The sequence below is a fragment of the Agrobacterium sp. NPDC058088 genome (genome assembly GCF_042885035.1).
In the GTDB taxonomy this organism is placed as follows: domain Bacteria; phylum Pseudomonadota; class Alphaproteobacteria; order Rhizobiales; family Rhizobiaceae; genus Agrobacterium.
Genome location: NZ_JBHVSU010000002.1, coordinates 592,392 through 609,561 on the forward strand (window position 1 = coordinate 592,392; position 17,170 = coordinate 609,561).

At 60.4% G+C, this 17,170-nt stretch carries 19 protein-coding genes; 4 read left to right on the forward strand and 15 right to left on the reverse strand.

The features are described 5' to 3' along the window. Positions 1-235: 235 nt before the first annotated feature. Both ACFVTJ_RS08215 and ACFVTJ_RS08220 read left to right on the forward strand, forming a co-directional pair. Entirely contained in the window at positions 236-1,024 is a 789-nt protein-coding gene (locus tag ACFVTJ_RS08215) for an ABC transporter ATP-binding protein (RefSeq protein ID WP_386906256.1), read from the forward strand. Next, entirely contained in the window at positions 1,021-1,839 is an 819-nt protein-coding gene (locus ACFVTJ_RS08220; protein ID WP_386906258.1) for an ABC transporter permease, read from the forward strand. Before ACFVTJ_RS08215 ends, ACFVTJ_RS08220 begins: the two co-directional genes overlap by 4 nt. 195 nt (positions 1,840-2,034) lie before the next feature. Here the strand turns inward: ACFVTJ_RS08220 and ACFVTJ_RS08225 are convergent, their stop codons facing one another. The 9 genes from ACFVTJ_RS08225 to ACFVTJ_RS08265 form a co-directional block, all read right to left on the reverse strand. Further along, complete coding sequence (locus ACFVTJ_RS08225) at positions 2,035-2,715, reverse strand: ZinT family metal-binding protein (protein WP_386906260.1); 681 nt, start codon at positions 2,713-2,715, stop codon at positions 2,035-2,037. Positions 2,716-2,894: 179 nt separating this feature from the next. After that, positions 2,895-3,716 (reverse strand): mechanosensitive ion channel family protein, encoded by an 822-nt coding sequence (locus tag ACFVTJ_RS08230; protein WP_386906262.1) that lies wholly within the window; start codon positions 3,714-3,716, stop codon positions 2,895-2,897. Between the two features lie 77 nt (positions 3,717-3,793). After that, positions 3,794-4,312 (reverse strand): tyrosine phosphatase family protein, encoded by a 519-nt coding sequence (locus tag ACFVTJ_RS08235; RefSeq protein ID WP_386906264.1) that lies wholly within the window; start codon positions 4,310-4,312, stop codon positions 3,794-3,796. After that, positions 4,309-4,932, reverse strand: a complete 624-nt coding sequence (locus ACFVTJ_RS08240) for a YfbR-like 5'-deoxynucleotidase (protein WP_386906266.1) — start codon at positions 4,930-4,932, stop codon at positions 4,309-4,311. The genes ACFVTJ_RS08235 and ACFVTJ_RS08240 overlap by 4 nt, the downstream gene beginning before the upstream one ends. A 2-nt stretch (positions 4,933-4,934) precedes the next feature. Next, positions 4,935-5,783 (reverse strand): YgfZ/GcvT domain-containing protein, encoded by an 849-nt coding sequence (locus tag ACFVTJ_RS08245; protein WP_386906268.1) that lies wholly within the window; start codon positions 5,781-5,783, stop codon positions 4,935-4,937. Between the two features lie 122 nt (positions 5,784-5,905). Beyond that, complete coding sequence (locus ACFVTJ_RS08250; protein ID WP_386906270.1) at positions 5,906-6,664, reverse strand: hypothetical protein; 759 nt, start codon at positions 6,662-6,664, stop codon at positions 5,906-5,908. A 14-nt stretch (positions 6,665-6,678) separates the two neighbouring features. Then, positions 6,679-6,936 (reverse strand): hypothetical protein, encoded by a 258-nt coding sequence (locus tag ACFVTJ_RS08255; protein ID WP_003501987.1) that lies wholly within the window; start codon positions 6,934-6,936, stop codon positions 6,679-6,681. Between the two features lie 105 nt (positions 6,937-7,041). Continuing rightward, a complete protein-coding gene (locus ACFVTJ_RS08260) occupies positions 7,042-7,479 on the reverse strand; it encodes a TIGR02301 family protein (RefSeq protein WP_386906912.1) in 438 nt (145 codons plus the stop codon). Positions 7,480-7,577: 98 nt separating this feature from the next. Beyond that, entirely contained in the window at positions 7,578-7,994 is a 417-nt protein-coding gene (locus ACFVTJ_RS08265; RefSeq protein ID WP_386906273.1) for an NUDIX hydrolase, read from the reverse strand. Between the two features lie 133 nt (positions 7,995-8,127). Between ACFVTJ_RS08265 and ACFVTJ_RS08270 the strand changes: the two genes are divergently transcribed. Then, on the forward strand, positions 8,128-8,451 hold the full coding sequence (locus ACFVTJ_RS08270) for a YnfA family protein (protein WP_137003223.1): 324 nt from the start codon (positions 8,128-8,130) through the stop codon (positions 8,449-8,451). Between the two features lie 10 nt (positions 8,452-8,461). Next, positions 8,462-9,223, forward strand: a complete 762-nt coding sequence (locus tag ACFVTJ_RS08275) for an SOS response-associated peptidase (protein ID WP_386906275.1) — start codon at positions 8,462-8,464, stop codon at positions 9,221-9,223. Between the two features lie 126 nt (positions 9,224-9,349). On the opposite strand, the gene ACFVTJ_RS08280 is transcribed toward ACFVTJ_RS08275, so the two are convergent. The 6 genes from ACFVTJ_RS08280 to ACFVTJ_RS08305 form a co-directional block, all read right to left on the reverse strand. Continuing rightward, the gene (locus ACFVTJ_RS08280; protein WP_386906277.1) at positions 9,350-10,642 is read right to left on the reverse strand and encodes a diguanylate cyclase; all 1,293 of its coding nucleotides are present in this window, start codon (positions 10,640-10,642) and stop codon (positions 9,350-9,352) included. A gap of 388 nt (positions 10,643-11,030) precedes the next feature. Then, positions 11,031-11,162: a hypothetical protein gene (locus ACFVTJ_RS08285; RefSeq protein WP_004440985.1), complete on the reverse strand. Its 132-nt coding sequence runs from the start codon at positions 11,160-11,162 to the stop codon at positions 11,031-11,033. A gap of 169 nt (positions 11,163-11,331) precedes the next feature. After that, entirely contained in the window at positions 11,332-12,201 is an 870-nt protein-coding gene (pssA, locus tag ACFVTJ_RS08290; RefSeq protein WP_386906279.1) for a CDP-diacylglycerol--serine O-phosphatidyltransferase, read from the reverse strand. Between the two features lie 23 nt (positions 12,202-12,224). Further along, a complete protein-coding gene (locus ACFVTJ_RS08295) occupies positions 12,225-12,923 on the reverse strand; it encodes a phosphatidylserine decarboxylase (protein ID WP_174008123.1) in 699 nt (232 codons plus the stop codon). Positions 12,924-13,097: 174 nt separating this feature from the next. Continuing rightward, positions 13,098-14,984 (reverse strand): ABCB family ABC transporter ATP-binding protein/permease, encoded by a 1,887-nt coding sequence (locus ACFVTJ_RS08300; RefSeq protein ID WP_386906281.1) that lies wholly within the window; start codon positions 14,982-14,984, stop codon positions 13,098-13,100. Between the two features lie 111 nt (positions 14,985-15,095). Beyond that, entirely contained in the window at positions 15,096-17,141 is a 2,046-nt protein-coding gene (locus tag ACFVTJ_RS08305) for a LysM peptidoglycan-binding domain-containing protein (protein WP_386906283.1), read from the reverse strand. Between the last annotated feature and the right edge of the window lie 29 nt (positions 17,142-17,170).

Sequence of the window (17,170 nt, forward strand, 5' to 3'; positions counted from 1 at the left end):
CGGGTGCCGCAGGTTTCTTCTCCCCGCCGGGGAGAAGTCCGCGGCAGCGGGATGAGGGGGCAAGCTCTCGGTCTACCGCTGACGTTTCCCCCTCATCCGACCCTTCGGGCCACATTCACCCCCTTCGGGGAGAAGAAACAAGCGGCAACGCCGGGTATAGCCGGCAGCCTAAGGAATTGCGGCGGGAGTAACGAAGGCCATAAGCGCCCGTTCCAGCCTGAAAATGGGGATCGCGATGTCACATCTCGTGGAAATAGATAATGTCGACATGCGCTACGGCGGGTCGGCCGGAACGCTGGCCGTATCCGGTTTGAATCTGACAGTCGACAAGGGCGAATTCGCGGCTGTGGTCGGCCCGTCCGGCTGCGGCAAGTCCACGCTGATGAAGCTGGTGACGGGTCTGCATATTCCGCAAAGGGGCAATGTCATCGTTGCCGGGCGGCAGGTCACGGAGCCGGTCTCCATCGTCGGCATGGCCTTTCAGAACCCGACGATGCTGCCCTGGCGCACGACGCTGGAGAACATCCTGCTGCCGCTGGAGATCGTCGAGAAACACCGTCGTCGCCTGCGCGCCCACAAGGCAGAATATGTCGCGAAAGCCGAGCGCCTGCTGGAAATAGTCGGCCTGAAGGGCTTCGGTTCAAAATATCCGTGGCAGCTTTCCGGCGGCATGCAGCAGCGCGCCAACCTCTGCCGTGCGCTGATCCACGAGCCGGAATTGCTGATGCTTGACGAGCCGTTCGGCGCGCTCGATGCCTTCACCCGTGAGGAGTTGTGGTGCGTCATACGCGACCTGCACGCCGCCCAGCGTGTCACCATCATTCTGGTGACTCACGATCTGCGCGAAGCGACCTTTCTCGCTGACAAGATTTTTGTGATGAGCGCGAGGCCCGGCCGTGTGCTGGCGGAACACCGCGTGCCTTTTGCCAGACCACGTCAGCTCGATATCATGTATGACAAGGGTTTTAACGACATGGTGCAGGAACTGCATGGCGAAATCGCGCAGGCGAGGGTGGCGGCATGAGCGCGATCGTAGAAAGCACCGTGGCCGCCGAACCACCCAAACCACTGATTGCGCGAGTCAACTGGGTGAAGGCCGCCCCGTGGCTTTATACGCTGGCACTTTTCGTGCTGTGGGAACTGCTCGTCTACGCACTGAAAATGCCGCCCACCATCCTGCCGTCGCCGGTCAGGGTCGGACAGGCCATCGTGCAATATTGGTCGCCGATCTGGAAGAATTCGCTGCAGACACTTTACACCACGACGCTGGGCTTCGCCATTGCTGTGGCCGCCGGTCTCGCCATCGGCCTGTTCATCGGCTGGTCGAAAACCATCTATGCGGGGCTTTATCCGCTGATGATCGGCTTTAACGCCATCCCCAAGGTGGCGCTGGTGCCCATCCTCGTCATCTGGTTCGGCATCGGCACGGTTCCCGCGGTGTTGACCGCCTTTTTGATTTCCTTCTTCCCCATCGTCGTCAATGTCGCCACTGGCCTTGCCACCATCGAGCCGGAAACCGAAGACGTGCTGCGGGCGCTCGGTGCCAAGAAGATGGACATCATGCTGAAGGTCGGTATTCCGCGGTCCATGCCCTATTTCTTCGGCTCGCTCAAAATCGCCATCACGCTTGCTTTCGTCGGCTCGGTCGTTTCGGAAACCGTCGCCTCCAATTATGGCCTGGGCAACATGATGAGTTCGGCGCAGAGCCAGTTCAATGTGCCGCTCGTCTTTGCCGGTCTGCTGATGCTCGCGGTGGAAGGTATTGCCATGTATGCGGTCATGGCCTGGCTGGAGCGCCGGATGACCGGGTGGGCGCATCGTTCCACCATGGGGCAGTAAGCGGTTACCGCTAGTTTCTTCTCCCCGGCGGGGAGAAGGTGGCCCTAAGGGTCGGATGACGGGGCAACGGCAGCGATATGCGGCGAGCTTGCCCCCTCAACCCGCTGCCGCGACCTTCTCCCCGGCGGGGAGAAGGCGAAAGAGGCACGCGCTCGGCATTCTTCAGGTCAGGGAAAGCCGTGAGCCTGTGACGGCTCAATGCGCCGCCATTTCCTTGACGATATCAGCACCGTCCATCAGGAACGGATAATAGGTCGGCCAATTGGTCACTTCGTCCAGCAGCGCCTTGCGGTCATTGCCCCAGTAAAGATGGTAATGGCCGGCCTTGACCGGAGCGATGGAGTGGTCGCTGAACTGGATGAATTGCGGCGCGGCCTCGTCGCCGGCAGTTTTCTTGAAGATATAGCGGACCCCGCGATTGCCCTTCTTGTAGGTCAGGATTTCATGACCGTCGCTGACATAGGTGCCTTCAGCGGGCTTGCCGTCCTTGTAGAATGCGACGCTGTCAGCCTTGATGAGGATGCGGTTCACATCCGTCTTGTAGCCGATCTCGTAATAGGCGCGATATTCGGCCGCCGTCTTGTCGCCATGTGCGGCCTTTTCGGCCATGACGCTGTCGAGCGAGCCGTTCAGCAGATAGGGATAAACCGATTGCCAGTCGCCTTCCCAGTCGGAAAGCGCGCGCGGTTTTACCTGGGCATCCTCGAAGTATCCCTTGTAAATCTGCTTTTCCGCCTCGGTCATCTGGTGGTCATGACCATGGTCATGGCTGTGGGCAGCGGATTTGTCGCCGCCGGCAGCGGTTGCCACGGCAGCCGCCAGCAGCATGGAACCAAGCGCGAGCGCGCCGGTGACGCGGATCAGTGTCTTCTGCATTATTTCGGCCCTCTTCAGTCTGTGATCAAGATAGGTAACGTAATAACATTACGTATGGACCTATAGAGGCGTCTTTGACGGGATGCAAGGGTGCGTGTCGATGTGCAGTCATGAAAAAGCGCGATGGCTGTTTGAGCCACCTCGCTTGAAAATATGCGGGAAGGGTGAGCCGTCAGGCCTCAGGCGGGCTGTGCGCTTACCTCAGCCTTGCGTTCGTCAAAAGCGAGTTTCATGGCTTTCGTCACATCGCGGGTCGTTGCGAAATAGCTGTCGCTGCGCACCCAGTAACGTAACTTCACGGTGGCGCTGTCGGTGCTGACGGAATCGACGAAAGTCACGGGGGCGGGGTCCAGCAGCACCCGGCTTTCCGAACGCACTACGCGCATCAGCATATCCTGCGCGGCAGCCAGATCCTCGTCGTTTTTGACCGTCAGGCTCAGTTCGTGACGGCGCGAAGGGAAGCGACTGTAATTTGTGATCGGCACATTCCAGAGCGTGGAATTGGGCGCGAGCCGATAAAGCCCGTCACTCGTCTTGAGTTCGGTGGCAAACAGCCCGATTTCAATGATCGTACCGTTGACCGTGCTGGTCTCGATATATTCGCCAACCCGGAAGGGGCGCAAAACCAGCAGCATGATGCCGGCGGCGATGTTCTGCAGCGTGCCTTGCAGCGCAAGACCGATGGCAAGACCGGCAGCGCCGAGAGCCGCGAGAATGGAGGCCGTCTGCACGCCGAACTGGCCAAGCACCATGACGATGACCAGAATAAGCACGACATAACGGATGCCGCCCGCGAAGAAGCCGGCAAGCGTTGCATCAAAACCGCGGATGCGCGAGAGGCCTTGAAACGCCCAGCGCTGCAGGAAGGTGGCCGCCAGCCAGCCAATGATCAGCAGCAGCAGCGCACCGATGACCGAAAAGGAATATTGCACCGCCAGCGCGCTCGCCTGCCGCACAGCCGTCTGCGATGCGACGAGGATATCGGTTGCCTGTTGTTCCATGAATTATCCCATGATTTTATTGCCGTTCAGGATTGGTAACGAATGGGTGCCGCAGCGGTTCCGCCCAGAATCGGGCCTTATCCGCCAAGCGGCAGCACGAAAGGGACGTTGCCATTGGTATCCGCCCCCCGGCCGATCGCCTTGATGGCCTTGATGAGCCGGCCCTCGCGCCCCAGCAGCCGGTCGCCTATGGCGATGATGCGGGCATTGGGCGTGGCATAGGGGGATACGGCGCGCAGGCGAAGCGCAAGCTCGTTCTCATCCTGATCAGGATAAAGGCTGAGTGCGGCAATGACGGCAGCCGCCGGCGAGCGCGAAATCCCCATCCAGCAATGGATGAGCAGCGGCGCGGATTGATCCCATTCCCGCGCAAAATCGATCAGCTTCAGCACATGCGCATCATCAGGCGCAATAAGATCGCCCGTGCCCTTGAAGGCGATATCGTTCATGGCAAGCGTCAGATGCCGCTCGGCGGTAATGACGGCCGGGCGGTGAAAGTTCTGCTCTTCGGCGATCAGCGTCACCATTTCGCGGGCCTTGTGCCTTACGGCCATTTCGGCGATCCGCGAGAGCGGCGATACCACAATGGCCGTCATGTCGCAGTCCCGCCCCTGGTCACGCGCAGCGTCTCGATTGCCTCGAAGCGCGCGATGAACAGTCTCTGTGCCTCCGTCGAAGGAAGTGGTGTGATATCGAACATGTCGCGGGTAATGCCGCGCGGCAGGCCGAAGAATTTCTGCGCCTCGGCGGTGGAAAAACCGGCAAGCTCGGTCGCTTCGAAGAAGGCGGCAACCGTATCGGCCTTCTTGATGCGGTCCTTCAAGTCTCGCGACGCATGCGGTGGCAGGCCGAAACGCAGATGCACGGCGGCCTCCAACCGCTTCTCCACGGTCTTGTAACCACCACCGACGACGGACTTGAAGGGCGAGATCATGTCGCCGATCACATATTCCGGCGCATCGTGCAGAAGCGCCATCTGCATCTCGTCAGGCGTGGCAACGGTGCACATGCGGCCAAAAATGGTCTCGACGATCAGGCAATGCTGGGCGACGGAAAAGGCGTGGTCGCCGCGCGTCTGCCCGTTCCAGCGGGCAACGCGGGCAAGGCCATGGGCGATATCGGCGATTTCCACATCGAGCGGCGAAGGGTCGAGCAGATCGAGCCGCCGGCCGGACAGCATGCGCTGCCAGGCGCGCGGGCTTTTTGCGGGCGTCACTCTCAGTCCTCCGCCCGAGCCGCCGGATCGCTCGCCGGGAAGGAGAGACCGCTCCACGACGGCAGGGCCACGCTCACTTCGACATTACCGGCAAGGAGCGGCGTGCCGGCGGCAAGCGCATCGGCAATACGGTCGGTCCGCACGATGGCAAGCGCCCTGTTGCCGTGAACGGTTCCCAGCGCGCCGACCGGTTTTCCGTTGGCGGTTATCTCCGTCCCGTTGACGGGAAGTGTGCCGTCAGTCGAAACGGTCACGACGCGCCGTCTCGCCGTGCCGCGATGTTTCATGCGCGAGACGACTTCCTGGCCAACGAAGCAGCCCTTCTTGAAGGAAACGCCATCGTTCACATCCATCAGCACATCATGGGGAAAAGCATCCTGCAGCGCATAATCTTGGCCGGATTCGGCAATGCCGTGCTCTATTCGCAGTGCCTCATAGGCTGCGGCCTCGCCAGAGGCGGATGCGCCCGGCACACGCCAGAGATCGACATTCGCCTTGGCGAAACGGCCATCCCGAACGCCTGTCTCCGGCGCGCTGTCGTCCCAGAAAACGCTGACGCCTTCCACGGCTTCAGCTTTCAGATCGACGGGCGCGCGCAGCTTGTACATGGTCAGGCGACGCAGCAGGGCATCCTGCTCGGCGGCACCCGTTTCAACCAGATAGTCTCCGCCGTCGCGCCAGATCAGGAAATCGAACAGGATCTTACCCTGCGGCGTGAGAAGCGCCGATGCGCGGGCTTCGCCTTCCGGCAGGTTTTCGACATCGGTCGTGATCAGATTGTTCAGAAATTCCTCGGCGCCGGTGCCGGAAACCCGGATCAGGCGGCGGTCGGCAAGAAAGGCGGAAGACATGGCGTCACCGTTCGGTTCGTCGAGACTATTAAATATCCGGCAAGCGGCGGATGCACTTTGCCGGAATGCTCATTCCGCACAGTTAGGATTTTTACCTGAGAACGGCAAGCGCCGGGATGAGATCAATCGCCGGCGGTGAAGAACTTCCACTTGCCATCGGGCGAAATGCCGATGCGGTAGAAGCTGTAATTGCCATATTCCTGCATATCCGCCAGATCGCCCGCCGTGATGATGCGCAGCAACTCCACCTTTTCCGGCGCAGTCAGCGTATTCAGCGGTTTCCCGGCGAAATAGGGGAAGACATAGGCCTCGTCGGGCGTGCCGGCATCGACATGGGCATAACCGGTCGACAGCAGGTCGATGATGATCGCCAGCACTTCCAGGCCGTCAGGGTCACCGGAATAGCTTTTAAGCGCCGCAATCGGGTCTTCGCTGTCGCTGCCGTCGATGCGGAGCTGATTCTGCCCGGCGGCGATGAAGGGCCGCAGTTTCTCGATATCGCCTGACGCAGCGGCATCGATGATCTGCTGGCGCAGCTTGCGCACAGGCTCCGGCGCCTTGGAAATATCGTGCTCGATGACAACGGACATTTCCGGCGTGGTGTCTGGTTTGGCGGATTGCTGGTTCGTCTGGTTGGCGGAGCGGTCAACCAGCGGGTCGGGCAGGGGAATGCCTTCCGAATCGCCTTCAACCTCGTCAGGCTCCGCAGGCTGTGCCTGTTCGCCGTTCTGCGCCTGCGGTTCGCTTTGGCCCTTCTGCACGGGTTTCAGCTCGGATAGGGCAAAGGCTTTTTCAGGCAGACTGATCGGGCCGGCGGTAAACGCAAGCAGGATGGACAGCAGGGCGGAAGAGCGCAAAAGCCCCTTGCTCAGGCAAGACATGGTAGACTCCGGCTTTACTGTATTACCCGCTGCGGCGAAAATTCGCCCTGAAGCATACGCTGGCGCAGCGATTCCAGCATTGCTTCCGCGCCGGCCTCGCCATGAATACGGATGGTTTCACGCATGGCCAGAGCAATCGCGGCATCGGCGATGATCTCAGGCTCGATGCCGTCGGCCATGCCGTCAGCCCATGCCTCGTTCTGGTGTTCCAGAGCGACCTGCATCTTTTCATGCACGATCATATCGTCGATTTCGTTACGGCTTGTCTGCATTTTTCATCCTCGACAGGGCGGGCAAGTCCTTACCACCCTGTTAACAACACTAGCAGCCTTTTATCAAAACGGCACGGGCTGCGGCGAAAAGAGGTTAATAAACCTTTAATTTCCGAACCTGGACGCGATTTCCTGCGCGAGTGTTGCCCCTTCGTTACGGTAGTTCTCTTCTGCCATGATGGCGGCGCGTGTGCAACTGGTGTGGATGGCCGCAAAAGAGCGATATCCACGGTTGAATGCGGCCGTCATACGCTGGCGTCGTTCGGGTTCGCTGGCCGTGTCCGCTGCCAGCAGGTCGCTCATCGATTTGCGCCAGTCTTCCGGTCCGGAAGAGGGGCACAGGGTTCTTAAGTATTGCACCGCGCCCAATATTTCCGAAAGCCGCGCCAGCTTGTCGTCATAAGGAGCAGGTTTGGGCGGTGCCGCGTCCGCGGGACGCGCCTCGGAAACGGATTTTGAAGGCTGCGCATAAGCGACGATCCCTTGCCCTGATATGGCAAGCATTGTCAGAAAAAGAGACAGGAAGATGGTTGGCCGTATCAAAATTCTATTCTGCCCCACACATACTCGTGAACTGTTGGCTCGTGACCATCCGGCGGGCGGATCGGTCCTAAATAATAGCGATTCTGGCTGGCTGGCAATCATGCAAGCAGACGCTCGGCGCATTCGACGACGCTTTCGGGCGCCGGCAGAAGGCGAATTTCCGCCAATGTGTACCAGCCCGCATCCGCCGCATCGTCCCCCACCGTCACCAGCGGATCGGCATCGGTTTCCACGGTGAAGACCGACAGGAAATAGTGGCTCGTGAGCACGCCTGCCGCATCTCGCGAGGGAAGATCGTAGGTCGCAAAAAGCTGCGGCCGGCGGGCGACGATGCCGGTTTCTTCCTGCAATTCGCGCAGTGCAGTCTCGGCCGGGGTTTCCCCTTCTTCGGCCCGTCCGCCCGGAAAGGCGAACATGTCCTTGGATGGCGGGTTGATGCGGCGCACCAGAAGCAGCCGGTCGCCATTCCTGACGATGGCGGAAGAAGCGGCACGGGGCTTGATACGAAGGGTCATGAATGGTTTCGCTTGTTTCGGCCGTTTCCGGCCTGTCTATAGTGGTATCATGGCTCGGAAAAATCGATTCCGGTTTCCGCGCCAATGGTTATAGTCCGGAACGGGCGTGATTGTGCATGCTAAAGACGGTGGAATGAAGGTCTATCTTATCTACGTTCTGGCGGCTCTTGCGGAAATCGCCGGCTGTTTTTCCTTCTGGGCTTGGCTGAAACTCGGCAAGACCGGTTGGATATTGTTGCCCGGCATGGTGGCGCTGGCGGCTTTCGCGTGGCTTCTGACGCTGGTGCCGACCGAGGCGGCGGGCAGGGCCTATGCCGCCTATGGCGGGATTTACATCGCCGCCTCGCTGTTCTGGCTCTGGGGCGTGGAAGGGCATGCGCCGGACAGGTGGGATATTGCCGGCGGCGTCGTCTGCCTTGCCGGCACCGCCATTATCCTGTTCGGGCCGAGGGGTTGAGGAGAAGGCCATGTGCGGACGTTTCGTGCTGGAGGCGACGCCGGAAGAAATCGCCGATTATCTTGATCTGATCGGCCTCGAGGATTTTCCCGCCCGTTTCAACATCGCGCCGACCCAACCCATCCTGATCGTCATGGAAGGCGAGCGGCAGGAGCGGGGCAGCAATCTGCCCAACCGCCGCGCCGTGCTCGTCCGCTGGGGTTTCCTGCCGGGCTGGGTAAAGGACCCCAAGGATTTTCCGCTGCTTATCAACGCCCGTTCGGAGACGGCGATCGGCAAGGCCTCCTTCCGCGCCGCCATGCGCCATCGCCGCGTGCTCGTGCCCGCCACCGGCTTCTACGAATGGCGACGCCCGCCAAAGGAGGAAGGCAGCAAGCCACAGCCCTATTTCATTCGCCCGAAAAACGGCGGCATCGTTGGCTTCGCCGGCCTCATGGAAACCTGGTCTTCCGCCGACGGCTCGGAGGTCGATACCGGCGCGATCCTCACAACCGCCGCCAATGCCACGATCGGCCGTATTCACGACCGTATGCCCGTGGTCATTGCGCCGGAGGATTTCAGTCGCTGGCTGGATTGCAAGACCCAGGAACCACGCGAGGTCGCCGATCTGATGCGGCCGGTTCAGGATGATTTTTTCGAGATGATTCCCGTCTCGGAGAAGGTCAACAAGGTCGCCAATGTCGGGGCCGATCTCATCGAGCCGGTGCCGGAAAGCGTGCCGCTGGCAAAGATCAAACCGCCGAAGGACGAGGGGCAGATGTCGCTGTTTTGAGGTCTTTGCGCGGTGTGCGAGGCTTGTTATCCGCCGGCTGACGTTGCCGCGTATTTTTTCCCCCGGAGGGGAGAAGAAACAAGCGGCTCCCGCTCGATCACGCGGATAACGAGCTCTCTGGAGCTATCACCCGTTCCGCCCGATCTTTTGCAGCCCTTCAGCTATCATGATGTCGGAATAGACGCGGTTTCGGCCATTCGCCTTGGCGAGATAGAGCAGCTGGTCAGCGGCATTCAGCTGGTTGTCGAAAGGTTCGCCCTTTTCGATCTCCACGACGCCGAGCGAAATCGTCAGTGCCAGGCTGCTGCCGCTCAGTTGCCGGCCGTTCTTTTCCACCTGTTCGCGCAGTTCCTCGCAGAAGGCATAGGCAGCCCGCGCATCCAGCCCGCGCAGGAACACCGCGAATTCCTCGCCGCCGAGGCGGGCGGGGATATGGCGTTGCTCGTCGCACATGTCATGCAGCAGCTCGGCCAACTTCTTGAGCGCCCTGTCGCCGGCATCGTGGCCCAGCGTGTCGTTGATCTTCTTGAAATGGTCGATGTCGAGAATGGCGACGGCGCCGCTTTCGTCATTGTCGTTGATGACGTCCATCAGCGCCCGGGTACGCTCGAAGAAGGAGCGGCGGTTGGGCAGGCCGGTCAGGTGGTCACGTTCCGCCAGTTCGCGCAGGCGCTTCAGCTGCTTCAACGTCTCGATATTGTTGTCGATGCGGCACTGCAATTCTTCCGGCACGAAGGGACGGTAGACGAAATCCGACGCGCCAGCCTTGAGGAAGCTTGCCGAAAGCAGCCGGTCCGTGGAGGAGGATATGCCGATAACCCGCAAATCCTCGGATGAGCGGCTGTCGCAGATTCGGCGCGTCAACTCATAACCGTCCATGTCAGGCATATGATAATCGGTGATGACGAGCTGGATCGTCGGGTTCTGCGACAGGATTTCCAGCGCCTGCTTGCCCGAATGGGCCTCGCTGACCCTGAAATTCTGCCGCTCCAGAATTTCCACCAGGCCGGACCGTGCCGCACGCACATCGTCGACCACGAGAACGGAGAATAGCTTGTTGTTCAAAATCCGCTGGACGGTTCTGACGACCGCATCGACGGTGCGATGACCGTCCTTGACGATATAGTCAATGATCTTCTTTTCGGCGTAGCGCTTGCGCGCCTCGTCATCCACCGTGGCGGTGAAAACGATGGCCGGCACCTTGTGCTCGGATAAAAGTGCAAGAATCTCGCCCTTCGGCGCATCCGGCAGGTTGAGCCCCGTCAACGCCAGCGTGAAATTATGCTCCTGCATGAGGGCATCAGCCGCCGCCATGCTGTCACAATGGAATACCTCAGCCTCCGTTTCTTCCGAAAGCCGCGTCTTCAGCAGCATGGAAAGCGCAATGGAATCTTCAATCAGAAGGATTTTATCCTGCATGCCGTCCCGAAGCCCCCCATGGCCCGTCTCCCCAGTCTTTCCTCAATGCCGACTATTCGTCTCCGCGCGGCCGCGAATTCGAAGGTTGGCTTATGCATTGTTGTGGAAAAAAATGCGGAATAGAAAAGTTCTTTTATATTCACTAAGCTATACGTTGGCGCTCGTATAGCCGTCTTGTCGAAGCCGAGCTTTCTACTGCAGTTTCGTTGCGGCTTCGTTACAGAATTCTGCCAATTCTATGAATGGTTTACGATCTGCTACATCGCGGCGCGCGAAAAACAAAAACGGCGCCTGCAAAAGGCGCCGCGTGATTGTTGATTTTCCGTCAGTATTTTTCCGTCTTTCGGAAAATCCCCAATATCCGCTGACATCAGAAAAGTGAATGTTTTCAGGCGGTTTTGGCGGCGGGCTTACGCTTCAGCATCAGGGCTGCGGCAGCAACGGCCTTCAGTCCGAGCGGGCGGTAGTGGCTCTTGAGGTCAGGCTTCGCCTGCGGCTGTGCCTTCGTCTCGTTCGTCATTTTCTCTCTCCACAATTCACGCCAATCGCCTTTGCGATGCGTCTGAGGCCCTTCTTTCGAGGCTAATCTTGACGGATTCGAGGCGAAAGTTGCGAAGCCGGTTTTTCGGGCTGCGACATTTTGTGTCACATCCCGCACTGGCCAATGCGGAAAAAATAAACCTGTGGTTTCAAATGCTGCGATCGAGGCCGTTGCCGCCATTGGCGTCGTCATGCGCGTCTTCCTCGATGGTCAGCGTGCCGTAGCGGCGGTGCCAGAGACGGGCGCTGATGGGAATAAAGACGAGATAGGCGGCAACCGTCAGAACAAGAACTTCCCAGGTGAAGCTCATCAGCATCGCCACATAGAGCACGACGACGAGGATCATCGGCAGCACCAGATCGCGGCGAATGCGGCTGGTTCCGGATTTTCCCGACCAGATCGGCAGGCGGCTGATGAGAAGATAACCGATCAGCACGGTATAGGCGGCAGCGACATAAGCGAAAGGCTTGTCCGGCTCCACGCCAAGGAAGCCAAGATAAACCGGCAGCAGCACCAGCATGGCGCCCATCGGCGCCGGCACGCCGACGAAAAATTCATTCTGCCAGGGAGCCTTCACCGGGCGCTCGATCATGACATTGAAGCGCGCCAGGCGCAGGCCGGCGGCAATGACATAGATGAGGCCGGCGATCCAGCCGATCGAGCGGACCTGATCGAGCAGATAGATATAGACGACGAGGGCAGGGGCGACACCAAAATTGACGATGTCGGCCAGGCTATCCATCTGTTCGCCGAATTTGGAGGTCGCCTTCATCATGCGGGCAACGCGCCCGTCGATACCGTCGAGGAAGGCGGCGAGCAACACCATGCCAACGGCCAGCTCGAAGCGGCCTTCTATGGCAAGGCGCACGCCACTCAGGCCGGCGCAGATGGCCAGAACGGTGATGAGATTGGGCACCAGGAGCCGAAAGGGAATTTCCCTCAAGCGCGGCCCACGGCCGCTATCTTTGCGACCCTCATGTTTTCCGTTCTGCTGTGACTCTGCTGCCGGCGTTTCCATGCGCATGCCCTTCCTGTTTGTCCTTAGCCGCGGCGGCTAAGGACCGGACCCTTGGCCGAGCCGAATTCGGCAAGCACGGTTTCACCGGCAATCGCCGTCTGGCCGACCGATACACGCGGCTCGAAACCAGCTGGAAGGAAGATATCGAGGCGCGAACCGAAACGGATAAGGCCGAAACGCTCACCGGCATCGACAGGTTCATTCGGTTTCACCCAGCAGACGATGCGGCGGGCGACCATGCCGGCGATCTGTACCACGCCGACCTTGCCATGCGAGGTCTCGATGACGAGACCGTTGCGTTCATTGTCTTCGGAAGCCTTGTCGACTTCGGCGTTCAGGAAGAGGCCGGGACGGTAAGCGACATTGACGATGCGGCCACGGACGGGAGCGCGGTTCACATGGCAGTTGAACACGTTCATGAACACCGAAATGCGCACCATCGGCTCCTTGCCGAGTTCCAGTTCAAGCGGCGGAATGACGCTCTGCACGGCGGAAACCTTGCCATCGGCGGGGCTGATGATGAGGTCGTCATCCTGCGGCGTCACACGCTCCGGGTCACGGAAGAAATAGGCGCACCAGGCCGTCAGCACGAGACCGACCCAGAAGAGCGGTTCGGCGATCCAGCCGAGCACCAGCGATGCGACGAAGAAGGCCGCCACGAAGACATAACCTTCCTTGTGGATCGGTACGATGGTGTTGCGAATGGTGTCGAACAGATTCATATGGTTCCTTGCTCCGGTTTTTGTCTGCGCCTCCATATGTGGTCTTCATACGACACGATCCATACGGGCATGCGACAAACTTCGTCTTGCTGGTTACAGCCAAACGCCCCGCCCGGCAATGGCCCGGCAGGGCTCCCACTCCGGTTCCCCCGGAGTTATGCCGAGTTTATGCCGTCAATGCGCCGGTTCACCGCGGTCCACGACGCCAAGATCGTCGCTTTCGCGAACATGGCGCAGCATCTCTTCCGCCCGGATCGCCTCGCGCTGGCGGCTCCACATCGAGGCGTAGAGGCCGTTTTGCGCCATCAGCGAGGCGTGTGTTCCCCGCTCGGCGATCAGGCCTTCCTTCAGCACGATGATTTCGTCCGCATGGATGACCGTGGAAAGGCGGTGCGCGATGACCAGCGTGGTGCGGTTTTTCGAGACGATGTCGAGGGCGCTCTGAATTTCCTGTTCCGTGTGCGTATCGAGCGCCGACGTCGCCTCGTCGAGGATCAGGATCGGCGGCCCCTTGAGGATGGTCCGGGCGATCGCCACACGCTGCTTTTCACCGCCAGACAGTTTCAAGCCGCGTTCGCCGACCATGGTGGCGTAACCCTCCGGCAGCTTGCCGATGAAGGCGCTGATCTGCGCCGCATCCGCTGCCGCCATGACCTCTTCCTGCGTTGCCGACGGGCGGCCATAACGGATGTTGTAGGCCAGCGTGTCGTTAAATAGCACCGTATCCTGCGGAACCATGCCGATTACCGAACGCAGGCTCTTTTGCGTTACGTCGCGAATATCCTGCCCGTCGACTGTAATTGTACCCTCCTGAATATCGTAGAAACGATAAAGAAGCCGCGAGATCGTCGATTTTCCCGCACCAGATGGACCGACGATCGCCACCGTCTTGCCAGCCGGCACGGCGAAGGAAACACCCTTCAGGATCGGTCTTTCAGGGTCATAGGCAAAATGCACGTCGCGGAAGGAGATGGCGCCGGGGCCGGCCGAAAGCGGCTTTGCATCCGGCGCATCCGTCACTTCGGCTTCCACCTCCAGAAGATCGAACATCTGCTCGATATCGGTCAGCCCCTGGCGGATTTCGCGATAAACGAAGCCGATGAAATTGAGCGGCACCGAAAGCTGCAGCAGCAGCGCATTGACGAAGACGAAATCGCCGATGGTCTGTTCGCCACGCTGCACGGCCAGCGCCGACATCACCATCATGATCGTCGAGCCGATGCCGAAGATCACGCCCTGGCCGAAGTTCAGCCAGCCGAGCGAGGTCCAGATGGAGATCGCCGATTTTTCGTAGCGCTCCATGGCAATGTCGAAGCGCTTGGCCTCCATCTCCTCATTGCCGAAATATTTGACGGTCTCGAAGTTGAGCAGTGAGTCGATCGCCTTGGTATTGGCGTCGGTATCGCTGTCATTCATGGCGCGGCGAATGCCGATGCGCCAGTTGCTGGCCCTGACCGTGAACCAGATATAGGCCCAGACGGTGATGACGGTGACGAGCACGTAAGAAAAGCCGTAGGACGCCCAGAAGATGATGGCCGTCAGCAGGAATTCGATGAAGGTCGGTGCGGTGTTGAGAATGGTGAAGCGGACAATGGTTTCGATGCCCTTGGTGCCGCGCTCGATCACCCGCGAAAGCCCGCCGGTCTTGCGTTCCAGATGGAACCGCAGGGAAAGCCGGTGCATGTGCACGAAGGTGCGATAAGCGAGCTGGCGCACCGCATGCTGTCCGACGCTGGCAAACAGCGAATCGCGAAGCTGATTGAGACCGACCTGGATCAGCCGTGTCAGATTATAGGCGATGACCAGCGCCACCGCGCCGAGCAGGAAGGCCGGAACCAGGCCGGCCATATCGAGCTTACCGTTAAGCGCATCCGTCGCCCATTTGAAGAAATAGGGAACGGCGATCAAAACCAGCTTGGCGACAACAAGGAACACGGTTGCCCAGATCACCCGCATCTTCAGGTCCCACCGGCCCTCCGGCCACATATAGGGCCAGAGATTGATCAGGGTCTGGGTCGGATTGCTGGAATCCGCCGAAATGGTTTTTTTCTTCGTTGCCATCATTCTCTCCGGGCACTGCCGGAAGCCGACAGCAGGACGGCGGCTTTGGTCAAGCCGCCGCGCGTGTCACAGATAGGGTTGTTGCGGGTTCACCGCAACGTCTTCAGATCGTCAGGAGCCGCTCTTCAGCCGCTTGCGGTGGAGTTCCTCGGCATTCGGCAGGGCTTCTTTCGGCACGCCGAAAATCTGGCCGGGTTCGATCAGGTCGGGGTTTTTGATCTGGTCCTCATTGGCGAGGTAGATCGTGGTGTAACGCACGCCCTGACCGTAAACGCGGCGCGAAATCTGCCACAACGTGTCACCGCGGCGGATGATGACGCTGTTCTGGCTTTCGGCAAGCGGCGCCTGCTCGAAGGTCTGCGGGCCGGCAGGGGCCTGCGGCGCGGGGGCGGGCGGAGCGATGATGTGGAGTTCGGCGAGACGGCTTGCAAGCGAGGCGATGCCCTTGCCGATGGCCGCCACATCGTTCGGCCAGGCTTCAACCGTCGCAAGCAGCTGGCGTGCCTTGGCCGTGATATCACCGGCAAAAGCGGTGAAGGCAGGCTCGGTTGCGGCGGCAGTGCGGAACTCCGAGAGCGATTTCAGCGCGATCACCACAGCGGAGCGACCGGCAATGGCCTGATCGAGCGCTGGCGTTGCCTGGTCCTTGTAGAGATTGGACAGGATGCCGAATGCCTTGGCGACATCGGTGCGCAGCTTTTCAAACGCGGCGCGGTCGCTCGCCGTGCTCTGGTTTTCGGCCGGCGCCGCGGTCGTGCTGGCGGAAGATGAGGCCGATGGCGCCTGCATGGCGACGGTTGCCTGATCGGTCTGCGGCCGCTCGAAGGGAACGCGCACGCGCACCTTGGCGGTGCCATCCGCATTCAACTCTTCGACGGTGATGATATGGCTGCCGACGGCCAGGTCGACATTGCCTTCGATGACGAAATGCCCGGAGGTTTCCGTCGTGGTCTTGCCGATCTCCGTCTCGTCGACGAGCGCTCGAACTGCCGAACCCGCGGGCGCGGAACCGGCCACAAAAATCTTCGATCCTTCAAATTCAACGGCGGTGACCTGCACGCTCGCGGTCAGCGGTGCAGCCGCCGAAGGTGCGCTGCCTGCAACCGGGGTGGAAGCGGCATTTGCGGTCTGCTCGGGCGTAGCTGCCGGCTGTTGAGCGACCGTGGCCTGCGGCTGGAGCGGCGCCGGAGCAGCGTCCGGCATGGCCAGCACGCGACTTGCCTCGCCGGGCTTGGACACCATGGCCAGAAGTTCGCCGGATTTGTTTTGCGGCACGGAGACGGTTGCCACTTCTTCGGACTGCGTTGCCTTGCCGTTGGCATCAGTGGAGCGCAACACCAGCTGGTGGTCTCCGGGCGGCAGGGGATTGTCGAAGACCGCAGCGAAATCGCCGCTTCCATCGATCTTCGTCTCGGCGACGACCTTGCCATTGCTCAAAATCTCGAGTTTCCCGCCGGGCTGTGCCTTGCCTGCAATCACGGCCGATCCATCAGGCTCCACCCGCAACACGTCGAAAGTTGGCGCACCTGGGGTGGCCTGTGCAGCGCTGGCGCCAGCTGGAGCCTGTGCCGGAGCCCGTGTCTGCGTGGGCGCTGAGGGCGCAACCGGCTGAGCGGGTCTCGGCGCACCGTCGTCGGTGCCGGCAAACACGCCTGCCAGTCGGCGCACCTGCTCCGCTGCCGCTGCGGCACTGTCAGGCAGGCCGCGCAGGAAGGCGGTGGTACGTTCGGCCGCAGCGCGCGCCGTGGTGATGAGCCGCGACGTCGTTTCGTCCAGCGACTCGGGAATATCGATATTGGTCAGTTCCTTCAGCGAAGCCTCGACATTCTTGCGGGCTGCTGCGAAATCGGCGTCGGAGGGGACCTTGTTGTCGGCGAAAAGCGAGGCCATGTCCTTGATCGACTGGGTTGCGGACGCCGCCCGGCGGCCCACCTTGTCGGCGATGTTGGCTGTTTCCTCAGCCGCGTCGGAAAGGATGTCGCCCGCCTTGTCGGCGCCCATTTCAACGCTGTTCTTCACCGCGTTGCCCGCCTCGTTGATGGCGTCGCCAATCGGTTTACCGTCATTGGAAATCCGCGGCAGGACGAAAAAGATCATGAGCAGGGACGCAATGCCCAGCACGATCAGCGCCAGCAAACCGGCTTTGTTATTTTTCATCCTGTGTGCTCCGGGTATTCCAAGCTATG

Coding starts and splice junctions, on each gene's coding strand:
- ACFVTJ_RS08300 (WP_386906281.1), bottom strand. CDS start 14,984: ATGGCAACGAAGAAAAAAACCATTTCGGCGGATTCCAGCAATCCGACC.
- ACFVTJ_RS08235 (WP_386906264.1), bottom strand. CDS start 4,312: ATGACGGCCATTGTGGTATCGCCGCTCTCGCGGATCGCCGAAATGGCC.
- ACFVTJ_RS08285 (WP_004440985.1), bottom strand. CDS start 11,162: ATGACGAACGAGACGAAGGCACAGCCGCAGGCGAAGCCTGACCTCAAG.
- ACFVTJ_RS08265 (WP_386906273.1), bottom strand. CDS start 7,994: ATGACCCTTCGTATCAAGCCCCGTGCCGCTTCTTCCGCCATCGTCAGG.
- ACFVTJ_RS08225 (WP_386906260.1), bottom strand. CDS start 2,715: ATGCAGAAGACACTGATCCGCGTCACCGGCGCGCTCGCGCTTGGTTCC.
- ACFVTJ_RS08250 (WP_386906270.1), bottom strand. CDS start 6,664: ATGTCTTGCCTGAGCAAGGGGCTTTTGCGCTCTTCCGCCCTGCTGTCC.
- ACFVTJ_RS08245 (WP_386906268.1), bottom strand. CDS start 5,783: ATGTCTTCCGCCTTTCTTGCCGACCGCCGCCTGATCCGGGTTTCCGGC.
- ACFVTJ_RS08295 (WP_174008123.1), bottom strand. CDS start 12,923: ATGAATCTGTTCGACACCATTCGCAACACCATCGTACCGATCCACAAG.
- ACFVTJ_RS08255 (WP_003501987.1), bottom strand. CDS start 6,936: ATGCAGACAAGCCGTAACGAAATCGACGATATGATCGTGCATGAAAAG.
- ACFVTJ_RS08270 (WP_137003223.1), top strand. CDS start 8,128: ATGAAGGTCTATCTTATCTACGTTCTGGCGGCTCTTGCGGAAATCGCC.
- ACFVTJ_RS08215 (WP_386906256.1), top strand. CDS start 236: ATGTCACATCTCGTGGAAATAGATAATGTCGACATGCGCTACGGCGGG.
- ACFVTJ_RS08280 (WP_386906277.1), bottom strand. CDS start 10,642: ATGCAGGATAAAATCCTTCTGATTGAAGATTCCATTGCGCTTTCCATG.
- ACFVTJ_RS08220 (WP_386906258.1), top strand. CDS start 1,021: ATGAGCGCGATCGTAGAAAGCACCGTGGCCGCCGAACCACCCAAACCA.
- pssA (WP_386906279.1), bottom strand. CDS start 12,201: ATGGAAACGCCGGCAGCAGAGTCACAGCAGAACGGAAAACATGAGGGT.
- ACFVTJ_RS08275 (WP_386906275.1), top strand. CDS start 8,462: ATGTGCGGACGTTTCGTGCTGGAGGCGACGCCGGAAGAAATCGCCGAT.
- ACFVTJ_RS08230 (WP_386906262.1), bottom strand. CDS start 3,716: ATGGAACAACAGGCAACCGATATCCTCGTCGCATCGCAGACGGCTGTG.
- ACFVTJ_RS08305 (WP_386906283.1), bottom strand. CDS start 17,141: ATGAAAAATAACAAAGCCGGTTTGCTGGCGCTGATCGTGCTGGGCATT.